Source organism: Campylobacter showae (genome assembly GCF_004803815.1).
GTDB lineage: Bacteria > Campylobacterota > Campylobacteria > Campylobacterales > Campylobacteraceae > Campylobacter_A > Campylobacter_A showae.
The window spans coordinates 346,074-359,567 of sequence record NZ_CP012544.1 but is presented as its reverse complement, the minus strand read 5'-3'; the positions used below and the strand labels follow the sequence as shown (position 1 = coordinate 359,567).

The window sequence follows — 13,494 nt, the reverse complement described above, 5'->3', positions numbered from 1 at the left end:
ACTTACTTTGTCCAAGTTTAGTTTCAGCTTTAAAATTTCTGAAAGAATTTCGCGGATCGTCCCCGCCGATATTTCATAAAAATATTAAATTTCACGTCAAATTTAAGCAAATTTATCTGAGCGAAAAAACCCTTCGCCCACCTATATCCAAAGAGCCGTCAGATAGGAGTTTTGCGTCTTTGAGCGACATTTCTTCGCCCTCAAAGTGCGTGACAAATTCTCTTGATTTTTCAAATTCGCTCTCAAATTTTTTAAAAATTTCCGCCCAAGACGGAGCCGTTTGCAGCCTCTTGCAAAACTCTCCGACCGCGGCACTAGGGCTAACATCTATATCTAAAATTCCGGCGTTTTCGGGCGCGTTTTTTAGATTTATACCCATGCCGCAAACGTAAATTTCGCCAACCCTCGTCGTCAAAGTTCCGCCGATTTTTTTGTCGCCAACATAAAAATCATTCGGCCATTTTAGCCAAATTTTCGAGCCGCGAGCCGCAAGTACTTCGCGCATTATCATCGAAAAGTAAATCGACGCCGACTCGCCCTTTAGATCACCTGGCAGCGCCGTTTCGCTCATGCAAAATGAAAAAAACAGATTGCCTTCTAGCCCGCTCCAAGTGTTGTTTCTGCTGCCGATACCTTGCGTCTGCTCCTTTGCCACGAGCGCAAAAGGCGGCTGTATTTCGCCGTTTCGCAGCCCTTCGACCAAAACTTTTTGCGTAGAGGGGACGCTATCTGCGAACTCTATTCTCAAATTTTATTCCTTTTAAATTTGCTTATTAATTTTACATTGCGAGCGCATTCGTATCATTAGATTTACGCAACAAGCTTCGCTCGATTTAAATTTACGACACTATATCGCCGATGCCAAGGCGCTTGCCGTTTAGATACGCGCTAGCCTCCACGGGCCTTTTGCCCGGCTCTTGCACCTTTATGATCTTGACCGCACCCTCGCCGCAAGAAACGCAAAAGCCGAGCTTATCAACGTGCAGAATTTCGCCTGTGCGCTGAAATTTACGCCCACAGGATTCGCGCAGAATTTCTAAATCCAAAATTTTTAACCCGCTAGCTAGATAAATCCCCGGCCAGGGCGTTAGCGCGCGAAATTTATTATAAATTTGCTCCGCGCTCTGCTCAAAGCCAAAAAGCCCGTCGGATTTGCTTATCTTTTTGCAGTGCGTGGCCTGCGTGCCGTCCTGCTTTAGCGGCTTTAAGTTTGCAAAATTTTGTAGCACTCGCACGATAAGCTCACCCGCCAAATCCCCGAGCTCGTCAAACAGCTGCGCCGCCGTTTTATCCTCGCAAGGCGTGTAGGCAAAATCAAGCATATCGCCTGTGTCAAGCCCCGCATCCATCAGCATCGCCGTCACGCCGGTCTGCTTCTCGCCCGCCAAGATCGCGCTTTGAATAGGGCTCGCGCCGCGATATTTAGGCAGGATCGAAGCGTGCAGGTTTATGCAAGGCGCGATATCAAGCACGCTTTGCGGCAAAATTTTACCGTATGCGGCAACCACGATGAAATCAGGCTTTAGCTCTTTTATTTGCGCAGCGACCGCCTCGTCTTTGAGTGTTGCGGGCTGAAAGATCGGCACGGCAGGCAGATGCTTTTGCGCATAAACTTTAACCTCGCTAGGCGTTAAAATTTGCTTCCTGCCCACAGGCTTATCAGGCTGCGTGAAGACAGCCGCGATCTCAAATTTCGCCACCGTAAGCGCGCACAAAATTTTAGCCGCATACTCGGGCGTTCCCATAAAAACTATATTCATTCTTTTCCTTTAAATTTAGCCAAATCAGGGCGCGAGCGATCATACGGGCGCAATCGTGCTCGCAATAAATTTTACGCATACCGCAGTGCAAACACGGGTTCACGCTCGTGCGCCTTATTTAACGGCGGATTGATTTTTATCCTCGGATCCGTCCGACCAAGGCCAAAAAGCGCACGGATCTTCGGACCAATAAATCTTTGCAGACGGTTTTGCCCCCAGCTCATCAAGGCTAATCTTGCCGTCACGATTAGCATCGAGCCTATTAAATTCCGAGCCTGAGCGTAGATTTAACTCTACTCTCAGCCCAGACGGCACCTCGCTCGCCGTCCACTCCTGCAAGCTCAGTGCGCCGTCGTGATCCTTGTCGTTAAAGTCCATAGAATTCGGCACCGGATCGGCGGGATCGCAACCGTATGCGCCGAAACATAACAGCGCAAGTATAAAAATTTTATTCATTTCGCCTTCTTAAATTTTATCTTTTTGCGGCGTTTGCGAGCGATAAAAATAAAATTTAACCGCGTATGTGAGCGCCTTAAGGCCTACGTTCGTTAAAACCCCTCTACGGCGCGGCTTTTAGCGCAGCCTACAGCTCCTTTTTAAGCAGCTCAAGCAGGTTGAATTTTAGCTCGTTTATATTTTGTCCCGTCGCCGAGGATATCGGCATAACAAAAAACGGCTTAGCGGCGTCAAACTCATAAATATCTTGTTTAAATTTCATCTCGCCCGCCGTACCCGAAAGCCTCAAATGCGCCAAAAACGCGTCAAATTTTTCCTGCAAATTTTCAGCCGCATCAGCGCGAGTTAGAGCGATCGCGTAGTCTCTTTTTGTAAGCTCTCCCGAAAATTTCGCCGTCTCGGCCCGCAGCGCGTCAAACTGCTCCTCGAGGCTGCGGTAGTTCGCAAGATCAAGCATAAAAAGCAAAATTTTCGTGCGTTCGACGTGCCTTAAAAACTGCACGCCAAGACCGCGCCCCTCGCTTGCGCCCTCGATAATGCCCGGAATATCGGCCATGACAAAGCCGCTGTATTCGTCCACCTCGACGAGGCCGAGCTTTGGCGTGAGAGTGGTAAATTCGTAGTTTGCGATCTGAGGCTTGGCATTTGAGACGGTCGAGATAAGCGTGCTTTTACCGACGTTTGGAAAGCCCACTAGCCCCACGTCGGCGATGAGTTTTAGCTCCAGCCGCACCTCACGCGTTTCGCCTTCGAGACCTTTTTGTGCGTATTCTGGGGCTTGGTTGATCGAGCTTTTAAAGTGTACGTTGCCAAGCCCGCCTTTGCCGCCTTTTAAAAATAGCTCGCGCTGCCCCTCGCTAGTTAAGTCGCAGAGCAGCTCGCCCGTCTCGGCGTCTAGCACTGCGGTGCCGGGAGGCACGATGAGCTCGAGATGCTCGCCTCTTTTGCCGTGCATCCTGCGCCCCATCCCAGCCTCGCCGTTTTGCGCATGCATGGCCTTTTTGCCTTTATACACCGCCAGCGTGTGAGTGTTGTTATCGGCGACGAAATACACATCCCCGCCGTCGCCGCCGTCGCCGCCGTCCGGTCCGCCTAAAATCACGTGTTTTTCGCGGCGAAAGCTCACTGAGCCAGCTCCGCCGTGACCCGAGCTTAGAGTTAAATTTACGCTATCTATAAACATTTTTTGCCTTAGTTTTTAAATTTTATTCTATTATTTTTAGTTTGTTATTTTGCGAAATTTTCGGATTATATCGGTTTATTGATTAAAATTTGATTTGCCGAAAAGTTCAAAGGATTTGCCAAGCGCCATTATTAGTACAATATAAATTTAAGCAGTTTGGGTCAAATTTTAAAAATTGACAAATAACGTAACGATTATTTATTTAGGTAAAAGCTTTTTAGATTTTAAAAATTTGGGTGGTTTTAAAAGAAAAAAGGGGCTTTCGCCCCAAGGATTACGCAGCAGGATAAACTGAAACTTTTTTTCTATTTTTATCTAGTCTTTCGAATTTAACGAAACCGTCGATTAGAGCGAAAATCGTGTGATCTTTGCCTAGACCGACGTTACTGCCCGCGTGAGTAGCGGTACCGCGCTGGCGGATGATGATGTTGCCCGCGCGAACGAATTCGCCGCCGAATTTTTTAACGCCTAAGCGTCGTCCGATACTATCTCGGTTATTCTGGGTTGAGCCTTGACCTTTTTTGTGTGCCATTTCTTATCTCCTTAAGCTGCGATACTTACGACTTTTACGCGTGTGAACTGTCTTCTAAAACCGCGTTTTAGTTTTGAGTCTTTGCGTCTGCGTTTTTTGTAAATAACGACTTTTTTATCCTTGCCCTCGTTTACGACTTCAAGAACGACTTTCGCACCCTTTACGAACGGCGCGCCTACCTTTACTTCACCGTCGTTTACGCACAAAACGTCCGTAATCTCGACTGATGATTTTGCTTCAGCACTGAAATGGTCAAGCTTAAGATATTCGCCTTCGCTGACGCGATACTGCTTGCCGCCGTGCTTAAATATAGCGTATTTTGACATACTCTACCTTTCTAAATTTGGTAAGACCAAAAAGCGCTTTTGGATTTCAAAAGACTTGAGGAGCTTTGTTGGTTGTAAGAGACGGATGATACCCAAAAATTTATAAATTTTGGTTTAATGTCCTAGCTTTTAAAATTTCATCCGCTAAATTTTCGACCATCGCGTCGTGATCTAGGAAGCGTATTTGATCGCTCGGCGAAGGCCCGTCAAAAGGCTGATAAAGTACGGTTTTAGCCGGCGGCGCGTTTAAAATTTGATTAAAAACGTCAAATTCAGGTGGAAAACTAAAGTATAATTTTGGCTGCGCCGGTTTGCCGTCCAAAAGCCTTTTTGCGTAAATTTCGCTAAAATTTTTAGCTTTTGGCAAGCAAATACACTCAAAAATCTCAAAAAGTAAGAGGTAGTGCGCCAAGGCGTAAAGTCCGTGCGCGAAAAAACTAATCCTCTTTTCAAATTGCGGCGCGGCGGTTCTAGCGACTTTTACGCAAAAATTACTCAAACTCTCGCTCATCGCGGCCGCGTCTTTTTCGTGCAAGGCAAGGATGAATTTTACCGCTTCTCTTTCGTTTATCGGCTTTTTGGAGTCTGCAAATCTGCGCGCTTTTTTCAGTGCGGGCTCGAGCGATTTTTTATCATCCCATAGCAGCGCCGAAACCAGATCGCTCATCACGCACAAAAATCTATAACCGTTCGTGCTGGGCGGCATAGAGTGCGTAAGTACGTTTTTCACGCCATCCATGTCGCCGCACGCCAGCGCGAGAAACGAGTGTATCAGCCTCTCGCACTGATCATATCCGCCCTCGCAGCCCGGTAGCAGCTCGTTTCTGGCGTACTGAAAAACTAGATCGTTTAGAGCCTCCACATCGCCGCTTTCTATACATTTTTCGAGCCAAACTTCATAAGGAATTTGCGGTATCGAAAAAGCCATCAGTTTTATCAGCTCGCACAAAAACTCGCGCTCGCTCAAATTTTTCTTTTTTGGCTTAGCTAAAACTTCGCCGCACTCGTCCAAAAGCAGCTCGGTTTCGCTTTTTTGCGGTTTTTTAGATTGTGAAAATTTGCGGAAATTCTCCTGCGAGTCTTGTGAAAACAGTTTCATCTACATACTTCCTATTTTTATTTATTTTATCAAAAACTTCTTGCGCCTGCGGCAGATGCGCACCGTATCTGGCCAAATATAGCCAGTCTAGCCCTTCGCACGGCGTTTTAGCAAGCGCCTTGCCGCCTTTGGTCGCCTTAGCCGAATACTCCAAAACTAAAGGCAAGGCCGAGTGCGCCGTGTCTTCTTTATATAAAATTCCCGTCATCGCGTAAAATTTAGCGCGGTACTCTTTGCTAGAAAGCAAACTCGCTAAAAAGCCGTTCTCGCCGCCGTCCGCTAAAAACGCGGTAGTTAAAGCCGCGTTACCTTGTACGTCTAGGCTTTTAAATTTGACGGCGCCTTTTAGAGCAGGTATCGCACGCACCGTGCCTAGCTCGCGCAGGGCGACGGCGGCCCAAAGGAGGTCAAATTTATCCTGCGAGCTTTGCAGAACCTCTATCAAATTTGACTCGTCGTAGGGGATTTTACGGCTTTTAAAGTGATCCGCGGCAACCTCGTTACGCACCCTCATCCGCCAAAACCACTCGCTTACGTGATCGTCAAGCTTTTGCATTTTTATCCTTTAAATTTAGGCAATTGTAGCGTAAAATTTAACCTCGTTTTAGATATAATCGCCCAAATTTAAGCAAATTCAGGATAGAGATGGCAGGCGAAGACCAAGAAAAAACCGAAGAACCCACCTCCAAAAAGATTGAAGACGCGCGCAAGGACGGCAACGTCCCCAAAAGCCAAGACCTCGCGGGCTTCGTCACGCTCGCGGTCGCGATCTTTGTCGTAGTGGCGCTTCTTGGCTTCATCGGCGATCAGTTTTTCACGCTATACAACTACTATCAGAGTCTAATCGGCCAGGAGTTTACGCGCAAGCTGCTCTTTAGCGTCGCGATCACGACGATATTTCGCACGCTGCTCATCATCCTACCTATCGCCGTTTGCATCGCGATCGCGGGCGTCGTCGCCAACCTCATGCAGTTTGGATTTATATTTACAACTAAACCTTTGGAGCCAAATTTAAACAAAATCAACCCGATAAAAGGGCTCAAAAATCTCTTTTCTCTTAAAAAACTGATAGACGGCATCAAAATGGTACTCAAGGTCACGGCGGTTTTTACGGTCGGATTTTTGATGTTTTTAAGCTTTATCAAAGAGCTGCCGCATACGCTGTTTTTCTCGATGGCGGCGCAGCTAGCGTGGCTAAAAGAAAAGATGCTGATTTTAGCCGCCGTGATGCTAATCGTGATGTTTATCATCGGGCTTCTTGACGTGCTGATCGTGCGTTTTCAGTATTTTCGCGACCTAAGAATGAGCAAGCAAGAAATCAAGGACGAATACAAACAAATGGAGGGCGACCCGCAGGTAAAAGGCCGCATCCGCCAGCTACAAATGCGAGCCGCGCGCAACAGAATGATGCAAAATATCCCGCAAGCAGACGTCATCATCACAAACCCGACTCACTACGCCGTCGCGCTTCGCTACGATAAAACAAAGGAAAAAGCGCCCGTGATCCTCGCTAAGGGCGTGGATTTTCTAGCGCTTCGCATCAAGCAAATCGGAGTGCAAAATAACGTCAAAATCGTTGAAAATCCGCCGCTAGCGCGCGAGCTGTACAAGATGTGCGAGGTAAACGATATGATACCTGCAGAGCTCTTTCGCGCCGTCGCCGAGGTGCTAAGCTTCGTCTACATGAGCGACAAACAAAAATTCGGCGATAGATTGAAGTGAAATTTAAATTTGGCTTTTTAGCTGTAAATTTGAAGCCAAATTCGGAGTCAAATTTGCGTCGCTCAAATTTGGATAAATTTGCAAATTTTACCTGCCGAGACCTGTACCGCAAAAATGCCAAAATTTGGTTTTGTCAAATTTAAGATTCTCTAAAATTTTTTTAGTTTTTCTTTTTCTTGGGAGGCGGAAGGGGTTTCTACTTACGAAGCGTCGCCCCTTCCGCCCCCAAACCCCTACCAACCCCACTGCACGTGAGAGGTGGCGACATAGCTTTGCTAGTGCAAAGCGGCGCAAGTTTAAATTTACATTTTCAAGGCGTGGGTCTCGGCGACTCAAATTTGCAAATTTAATATCAAATTTGAGCACAAAACGATAAGGCGAAGTATTTTTGTTCTAGGCAAGGCGGATCTAAATTTTACGACGGGAGCTGCCTTGTCGGTAGTGATCGAGTAAAATTTAAATCCAACGAAGTATAAAGGGAAAAGACAAGCCGCAAAAGCAGCTTGTCTAAAAGCAAGATTATTTAATAAATCCGTAAAGATTAGCCAACACCCAACCCACTGCGCACGAACTAAACACGCCGATAAGGCCCGGGATGATAAAGCTGTGGTTGATGACGTATTTGCCGATCTTAGTCGTACCTGAGCGGTCAAACTGGATCGCGGCAAGGTCGCTTGGATATGTTGGAAGGATAAAGTATCCGTAGCAAGCCGTAGCAAACGCGACGATGATGCCTGGATCCACGCCGATCTGAACGGCAAGCGGTACGAATGTCGCGGCAGCTGCTGCTTGAGAGTTTAGGAACTTAGAAATCAGCATACCTACGACGATATACATCCACGGATAGGCCTTCATCACCTCTCCTAGCGAGCCTTTTAGCATCTCGATGTGAGAGTGGAACATCGTATCGGCCATCCAGCTGATACCGTAGATCGCTACTAGCGCAACCATACCGCTGTGGAAGATTTCGTTTTGAGCGATCTTAGCAGCCTTGATGCCTGAGTAGATCATCATGATAGACGCGGCCAGTAGCATGAAAATTTGGATCGTATCGACCATGCCTAGAGGTGCGGTCTTTTTCATAGTATCTTTTACTACGATACTAGCGTTTGCGACGGTTTCGGTTTTACCCTCTTTGGTTATGACGACGTTACCGTCTTGAAGTACGAAGCTTTGAGTTACTTTTTTGTCTTTATCTAGAACTTCTACGTTCATAAATTTAGTAGCATCTTTTACTTTACTGTCTTTTACGTTTGAGACTACTTTGCTACTATCTACGGTAGAGACTACTTGTCCGTCTTTTACGGTGATGTTTTTAACTACTTTTTTATCCACTACGATTTCGATAGATTTACCCGGGACGTCGCTAGTCCAGCTAGGGCGAAGCTGTTTATAGTAGCCTAGAACCGCCACGATAGCGATGGTAGCTAGGAATATCCACATCACGTTCCACTGTTTAGCAGGAAGTTTTACGCCGATTAGCGAGTGAGATTCGTCTGAGCCGTAGATATATTTTCTTTGCTCAGGGTCTTTGATCCTCTCTTGGAAATCAGGGTCTTTATCTAGGTCTTTACCTCTAAAGATCGAGTAAGTACCGATAATAAGCATACCGATAAAGGTTGACGGGATAGTGACTTTTAGTAGATCTACGTAGCTAGTAAAGCCGTCGATATGAACGGTGCCCGTGCCTAGCAAAACGGCGACCATAGATACGCCCGCAACCGAAACCGGGCTAGCGATGATAGCTAGCTGAGACGAGATCGTAGTCGCAGCCAGCGGTCTTTCCGGACGGATGCCGCTTTTGATAGATACGTCGTAAATGATCGGTAGCAGCGTATAAGCCGTGTGTCCGGTGCCGCATAGAACCGTTAGCATCCAGCCGCAAAGAGGGGCTAGGATACAGACGAATTTAGGATTTTTTCTTAGCGCTTTTTCCGCTATCTGAAGCATAACGTCAAGACCGCCCGCGGCTTGTAGCGTGGAGCTTGCTACGACGACGGCTAGGATCGTGAGGATAACGTCTACTGCGGGTTTGCCCGGCTTCATACCGAATGCAAATACCAAGATAACAAGACCGATGCCGCCTAGTACGCCTAGCGCCATACCGCCTTTTTTAGCGCCGTAGAATAAACATCCGAGCACTACGATTAGCTGGAGAGTGAACTGAGTGCTTTCACTCAAACTGGTTAGGAATTCCATTTTTTCTCCTTTTAGGAAATTACGGCGCGATTATATAAATATTAAAATTAAATACTAATAAAAAAATTAAAAATACATTTGTAAGTATTAATCATATATTTAACCAAATTTGACGCGGCCGCTAGTCAAATTTAATTGATCTAAATGCATTTAAAAGAAAATTTGATATATAATCCCAAGACAAAAAATTAATAAATCTGCTTAAGGAGGAAATATGCAAATCCCTATCGCGTACGGCAAAGATGATCATCTAAGCTTAGAGATAAACGAGAAAAATTTGCTCGGCGTTTTCGATCCAAACCCCGTGGCCAAATTTGACGAAACGGTGCTCATAGCAAAGGCTCTGGCAAATCCGATAAATCAAAAAAGCTTTGATGAGTTTATCGCGGGCGATGAAAAGATCGTCATCATCGTAAACGACGGAACTCGTCCAACGCCGACGGCAAAAGTTTTAAAGCAAATTTACCCAAAAATCCGCGAGAAAAATAAAATTTTCATCATCGCTACGGGCTGCCATAGAGAGGGTACGCTCGATGAGTACGAGATGATCTTCGGCAAAGAAATTTACGCCGAGCTTAACGCCAAAGGCGAAGTTCACGATCACGACTCCAAACACGATGAGATGGTGTTTTTAGGCGAGAGCAAAAACGGCACGCAGATGTATCTAAACAAAGCCGTGGCAGAGGCGAAAAAGGTGATCGTCATAGGCTCGGTCGAGCCGCACTATTTCGCGGGCTACACGGGCGGCAGAAAGGCCTTTTTGCCGGGCACGGCGTCTTATGAGAGCATCACGCAAAACCATAAACTAGCTCTTAGCGCCGACGCTCAGGCACTGCGCCTAGAGGGCAATCCCGTGCACGAGGATATGATCGACGCAATGAAGGTGCTCGCGCACATCGACGTTTTTTCGATCCAGACGGTGCTTGATAGCGAGCACGGCGTGTATTACGCAAGCGCGGGCGATTTAAACGACAGCTTTTACGACTGCGTGAAAAAGGCAGACGAGGTCTTTTGCGTAAATATCCCGCGCAAGGCAGATATCGTGATCTCGGTCGCGCCCTATCCGATGGACGTCGATCTCTATCAGGCGCAAAAAGCCCTAGATAACGGCAAACTAGCACTCGCACAGGATGGAATTTTAATAATGGTCGCAAAGTGCCGCACCGGCATCGGACCAAAGCCGTTTTTTGATCTGATGGCTTCCGCGGATACGCCTAAAAAGGTGCTAGAAAAGATCAGCGCGGGCTTTAAGCTCGGCTATCACAAGGCCGCTAAGATGGCTGAAATCTCGCTCTGGGCGCAGACTTGGGCGGTGAGTGATCTAAGCGACGAGGAGATGCGCGCCGTGCATCTAAAGCCATACCACGACATCCAAAAGGCCGTGGACGACGCGCTTACGCAAAAGGGTGCGGACGCTAAAATCATCATCCTGCCGTTTGGCTCGATGACGGTGCCTAAGGCGTAAGTTTGGCTAAAATTTTATATTACGACGCGAGCTGCGGCATTAGCGGCGATATGAATTTAGGCGCGCTGGTGGGGCTCGGAGTGGATTTTGACTATCTTTGCGCCGAGCTTGAGAAGTTAAATTTAGACGGCGAATTTCGCTTGGAACGTAAAAACGTGCTAAAAAACGGCATCGCCGCGACAAAAATCGACGTCGTGCCTCTAAAATCGCAGCCCCACGCCCGAAGCTACGCCGATATTAGGCAAATTTTAGAGAGTTCAAATTTAAGCCAGAGCTGCAAACAAAGAGCGGGCGCGATATTTCGCACAGTTGCCGAGGCCGAGGCCAAAGTCCACGGCACGCAGATAGATCGGGTGCATTTCCACGAGCTTGGCGCGATAGACTCTATCGTCGATATAGCGGGCGCGGCGATCTGTTTTGAATATCTTTTTGAAAATTTAGGCGTCTCACGCGTACTAAGCTCCAAAATCGAGCTTGGCGGCGGCGTAGCGATCTGCGATCACGGCGCGCTTAGCGTGCCAGCACCCGCCGTTTGCGAAATTTTAAAAGGCGTGCCTGTAGGCCTCGGGCGCGCAAATTTTGAGATGACTACGCCCACGGGAGCGGCGATTTTAAAGGCTTGCGCGGACGAATTTGCAGACAGCGCGAGCTTTAAAATAGAAAAGATCGGCTACGGCGCGGGCGGTAAGGACGCCGCTGGTTTTGCAAACGTGCTTCGCGTAATGCTTTGCGAAACGAGCGAGGATTTAGGCGCGAGCGGCGAGCCGAATTTAAGCGCGAAAAGCGGCTACGGCGAGGTTTGCGAGCAGATTTTAATCTCCACCAACATCGACGATATGGACGCCGAGAGCTTCGCGCTTGCCTGCGATATTTTGCGAGATAGCGGCGCGCTGGACGTGTTTAGCAGGTCTATTTTTATGAAAAAAGGACGCGCGGGTTTTGAGCTAAACGCGCTGTGCCGCAAGAAGGACGCCGCACGGATAAAAGGGCTTATTTTCGCGCACACGACGGCGATCGGAGTTAGAGAGTGCGCCGTGAGGAAAACCGAGCTTGCGCGCGAGTTTTGCGAAGTAGAGACTAAATACGGCAAAATAAGGCTTAAAATTTCTGGCAACGGCCAAATGCAAAAAGCAAAACCAGAATTTGACGAGTGCAAGGCCGCGGCGCTCGCGCACGGCACGACGATCGAGCGGGTGCGAAAAGAGGCGGTGAAGATCTATGACGAAACTAGAAAAACTAAAGGCTGATCTGCGCGGGCTGGGCGAACTAGCAGTCGCATTTAGCGGCGGCGCGGACAGCTCGCTGTTGCTGCGCGCAGCGCACGACGCTCTGGGCGAGCGCGCGATCGGCATAACAATCAGATCGCCCTATATGTCCTCGCGCGAGATCGCCGAAGCCGTGGAATTTGCCCGCATCTACGGCATCAGGCACGAAATTTTAGAGCTAGGCGTCGCGGAGGAGATCAAAGATAACCCCGAAAATCGCTGCTATCTGTGCAAAAAGGCGGTGTTTTCGCGCCTGATCGAGCGCGCCCGTGAGCTTGGCTTTAGCCGCGTCGCAGACGGCACGAACCGCGACGATCTGGGCGAACACCGCCCCGGGCTCAAAGCAAAAGAGGAGCTAGGCGTACTCTCGCCGCTGATAAATTTAACCAAATCCGAGATCCGCGAGCTATCTCGCGAGCTGGGCTTGCCAACCGCCGAAAAGCCCGGCTACGCGTGCTTGCTAACGCGCCTGCCGCACGGGCGCGAGATCGATGAGAGCGAGCTAAATTTGATAGAAGCCGCGGAAAATCTACTCATCGTAAGCGGTTACGCAAACGTCCGCGCGCGGTGCGACCGCAAAAATATAAAGCTGCAAATGCCCTTTTCTAGCATGCGAGACTTCCTAAACGACGCGAAATTTAAAAGCGTCGTTAGGCAGCTCGTGATGCTCGGCGCTGCGGATGTGACGCTCGATCTAAAGGGGCTTAGAGAGGATGTTTTGCATGAGAGAGGATGAAATTTTAGAGCTTTTTGCGGGGATAAAAAGCGGCCGAGTGAACGAGCAAGAGGCACTAAAATACCTGAAAAACTACCCCTACGAGGACGTGGGCTGCGCCAAAATCGACACCCAGCGCGCCCTGCGAAACGGCGCGGGCGAAGTAATCTACGGCGAGGGCAAGACGGATGATGAAATTTTACGTATCGCTGGTGCGATCGGCGCGAGAGGGCAAAACATCCTGATCACGCGCACAAACGAGCGGGTTTTCAAGCGGGTGCTCGAAATCTTGCCGCAGGCGGAGTTTAACGCTCGCGGCCGCGTCATCAGCGTCAAATTTAAAGAGCCCGCGCTCACGCAAAGCTACATCGCGATAGTCTCCGCGGGCACCGCAGATGGCGCGGTAGTAGAGGAGGCATACGAAACGGCGAGATTTCTAGGTAACGACGCGCGCAAATTTAGCGATGCGGGCGTGGCGGGACTGCATAGGCTGATCGCAAATTTAGAGCAGATACGCGGCGCAAAGGTCGTGATCGCAGTAGCCGGCATGGAGGGTGCACTAGCTAGCGTGCTGGCAGGCCTCGTGAGGGTGCCGGTGATCGCGGTGCCCACCAGCGTGGGATACGGCGCGAGCTTTGGCGGGCTAGCGGCGCTGCTAGCGATGCTAAACAGCTGCGCAAACGGCGTGAGCGTCGTAAATATCGACAACGGCTTCGGCGCCGCGTACAACGCGAGCCTGATAAATCATCTCTGAATTTACGCCACGCGCGAG

Annotated in this window: 14 protein-coding genes; 5 read left to right on the top strand and 9 right to left on the bottom strand. The window is 48.7% G+C overall.

The window, feature by feature from the left end; all coding sequences use genetic code 11:
• Positions 1-112 precede the first annotated feature (112 nt).
• From CSHOW_RS01795 to CSHOW_RS01760, 8 genes are all read right to left on the bottom strand, one after another.
• Positions 113-748 carry a biotin--[acetyl-CoA-carboxylase] ligase gene (locus tag CSHOW_RS01795; RefSeq protein ID WP_002947452.1) on the bottom strand — a complete coding sequence of 212 codons (636 nt, stop codon included), beginning with the start codon at positions 746-748 and terminating at the stop codon, positions 113-115.
• 91 nt (positions 749-839) lie between these two features.
• On the bottom strand, positions 840-1,760 hold the full coding sequence (gene fmt, locus CSHOW_RS01790) for a methionyl-tRNA formyltransferase (protein WP_002947451.1): 921 nt from the start codon (positions 1,758-1,760) through the stop codon (positions 840-842).
• Positions 1,761-1,874: 114 nt separating this feature from the next.
• The gene (locus CSHOW_RS01785) at positions 1,875-2,216 is read right to left on the bottom strand and encodes an EF-hand domain-containing protein (RefSeq protein ID WP_002947450.1); all 342 of its coding nucleotides are present in this window, start codon (positions 2,214-2,216) and stop codon (positions 1,875-1,877) included.
• Between the two features lie 127 nt (positions 2,217-2,343).
• Complete coding sequence (gene obgE, locus CSHOW_RS01780; protein WP_002947449.1) at positions 2,344-3,399, bottom strand: GTPase ObgE; 1,056 nt, start codon at positions 3,397-3,399, stop codon at positions 2,344-2,346.
• A gap of 274 nt (positions 3,400-3,673) precedes the next feature.
• The gene (rpmA, locus tag CSHOW_RS01775; protein ID WP_002943616.1) at positions 3,674-3,931 is read right to left on the bottom strand and encodes a 50S ribosomal protein L27; all 258 of its coding nucleotides are present in this window, start codon (positions 3,929-3,931) and stop codon (positions 3,674-3,676) included.
• Positions 3,932-3,942: 11 nt separating this feature from the next.
• Positions 3,943-4,257, bottom strand: coding sequence for a 50S ribosomal protein L21 (rplU, locus tag CSHOW_RS01770; protein ID WP_002947447.1), 315 nt, complete (start codon positions 4,255-4,257; stop codon positions 3,943-3,945).
• A gap of 100 nt (positions 4,258-4,357) precedes the next feature.
• A complete protein-coding gene (locus CSHOW_RS01765) occupies positions 4,358-5,356 on the bottom strand; it encodes a hypothetical protein (RefSeq protein WP_039895129.1) in 999 nt (332 codons plus the stop codon).
• Entirely contained in the window at positions 5,301-5,912 is a 612-nt protein-coding gene (locus tag CSHOW_RS01760) for a hypothetical protein (protein WP_039895128.1), read from the bottom strand. The genes CSHOW_RS01765 and CSHOW_RS01760 overlap by 56 nt, the downstream gene beginning before the upstream one ends.
• 89 nt (positions 5,913-6,001) lie before the next feature.
• Here CSHOW_RS01760 and flhB point away from each other — a divergent pair, with 89 nt between their 5' ends.
• Complete coding sequence (gene flhB, locus CSHOW_RS01755) at positions 6,002-7,078, top strand: flagellar biosynthesis protein FlhB (protein ID WP_002947441.1); 1,077 nt, start codon at positions 6,002-6,004, stop codon at positions 7,076-7,078.
• 519 nt (positions 7,079-7,597) lie between these two features.
• On the opposite strand, the gene CSHOW_RS01750 is transcribed toward flhB, so the two are convergent.
• Positions 7,598-9,277, bottom strand: coding sequence for an anaerobic C4-dicarboxylate transporter (locus CSHOW_RS01750; protein ID WP_002947435.1), 1,680 nt, complete (start codon positions 9,275-9,277; stop codon positions 7,598-7,600).
• A gap of 214 nt (positions 9,278-9,491) precedes the next feature.
• Between CSHOW_RS01750 and CSHOW_RS01745 the strand changes: the two genes are divergently transcribed.
• Genes CSHOW_RS01745 through larB form a run of 4 tightly spaced genes read left to right on the top strand, consistent with a single transcriptional unit; the run spans position 9,492 to position 13,476 of the window.
• On the top strand, positions 9,492-10,742 hold the full coding sequence (locus tag CSHOW_RS01745) for a lactate racemase domain-containing protein (protein WP_002947429.1): 1,251 nt from the start codon (positions 9,492-9,494) through the stop codon (positions 10,740-10,742).
• Positions 10,743-10,744: 2 nt separating this feature from the next.
• The gene (gene larC / locus CSHOW_RS01740; RefSeq protein ID WP_002947427.1) at positions 10,745-11,989 is read left to right on the top strand and encodes a nickel pincer cofactor biosynthesis protein LarC; all 1,245 of its coding nucleotides are present in this window, start codon (positions 10,745-10,747) and stop codon (positions 11,987-11,989) included.
• Positions 11,961-12,743 (top strand): ATP-dependent sacrificial sulfur transferase LarE, encoded by a 783-nt coding sequence (larE, locus tag CSHOW_RS01735; RefSeq protein WP_002947426.1) that lies wholly within the window; start codon positions 11,961-11,963, stop codon positions 12,741-12,743. Before larC ends, larE begins: the two co-directional genes overlap by 29 nt.
• The gene (gene larB / locus CSHOW_RS01730; RefSeq protein WP_002947425.1) at positions 12,730-13,476 is read left to right on the top strand and encodes a nickel pincer cofactor biosynthesis protein LarB; all 747 of its coding nucleotides are present in this window, start codon (positions 12,730-12,732) and stop codon (positions 13,474-13,476) included. The genes larE and larB overlap by 14 nt, the downstream gene beginning before the upstream one ends.
• Positions 13,477-13,494: the final 18 nt, after the last annotated feature.

Bases quoted from the DNA above. Each gene is read 5' to 3' on its own strand.
- CSHOW_RS01745 (WP_002947429.1), top strand. From the start codon at position 9,492: ATGCAAATCCCTATCGCGTACGGCAAAGATGATCATCTAAGCTTAGAG.
- obgE (WP_002947449.1), bottom strand. From the start codon at position 3,399: ATGTTTATAGATAGCGTAAATTTAACTCTAAGCTCGGGTCACGGCGGA.
- larE (WP_002947426.1), top strand. From the start codon at position 11,961: ATGACGAAACTAGAAAAACTAAAGGCTGATCTGCGCGGGCTGGGCGAA.
- CSHOW_RS01750 (WP_002947435.1), bottom strand. From the start codon at position 9,277: ATGGAATTCCTAACCAGTTTGAGTGAAAGCACTCAGTTCACTCTCCAG.
- flhB (WP_002947441.1), top strand. From the start codon at position 6,002: ATGGCAGGCGAAGACCAAGAAAAAACCGAAGAACCCACCTCCAAAAAG.
- fmt (WP_002947451.1), bottom strand. From the start codon at position 1,760: ATGAATATAGTTTTTATGGGAACGCCCGAGTATGCGGCTAAAATTTTG.
- CSHOW_RS01785 (WP_002947450.1), bottom strand. From the start codon at position 2,216: ATGAATAAAATTTTTATACTTGCGCTGTTATGTTTCGGCGCATACGGT.
- rplU (WP_002947447.1), bottom strand. From the start codon at position 4,257: ATGTCAAAATACGCTATATTTAAGCACGGCGGCAAGCAGTATCGCGTC.
- CSHOW_RS01760 (WP_039895128.1), bottom strand. From the start codon at position 5,912: ATGCAAAAGCTTGACGATCACGTAAGCGAGTGGTTTTGGCGGATGAGG.
- CSHOW_RS01765 (WP_039895129.1), bottom strand. From the start codon at position 5,356: ATGAAACTGTTTTCACAAGACTCGCAGGAGAATTTCCGCAAATTTTCA.
- larB (WP_002947425.1), top strand. From the start codon at position 12,730: ATGAGAGAGGATGAAATTTTAGAGCTTTTTGCGGGGATAAAAAGCGGC.
- rpmA (WP_002943616.1), bottom strand. From the start codon at position 3,931: ATGGCACACAAAAAAGGTCAAGGCTCAACCCAGAATAACCGAGATAGT.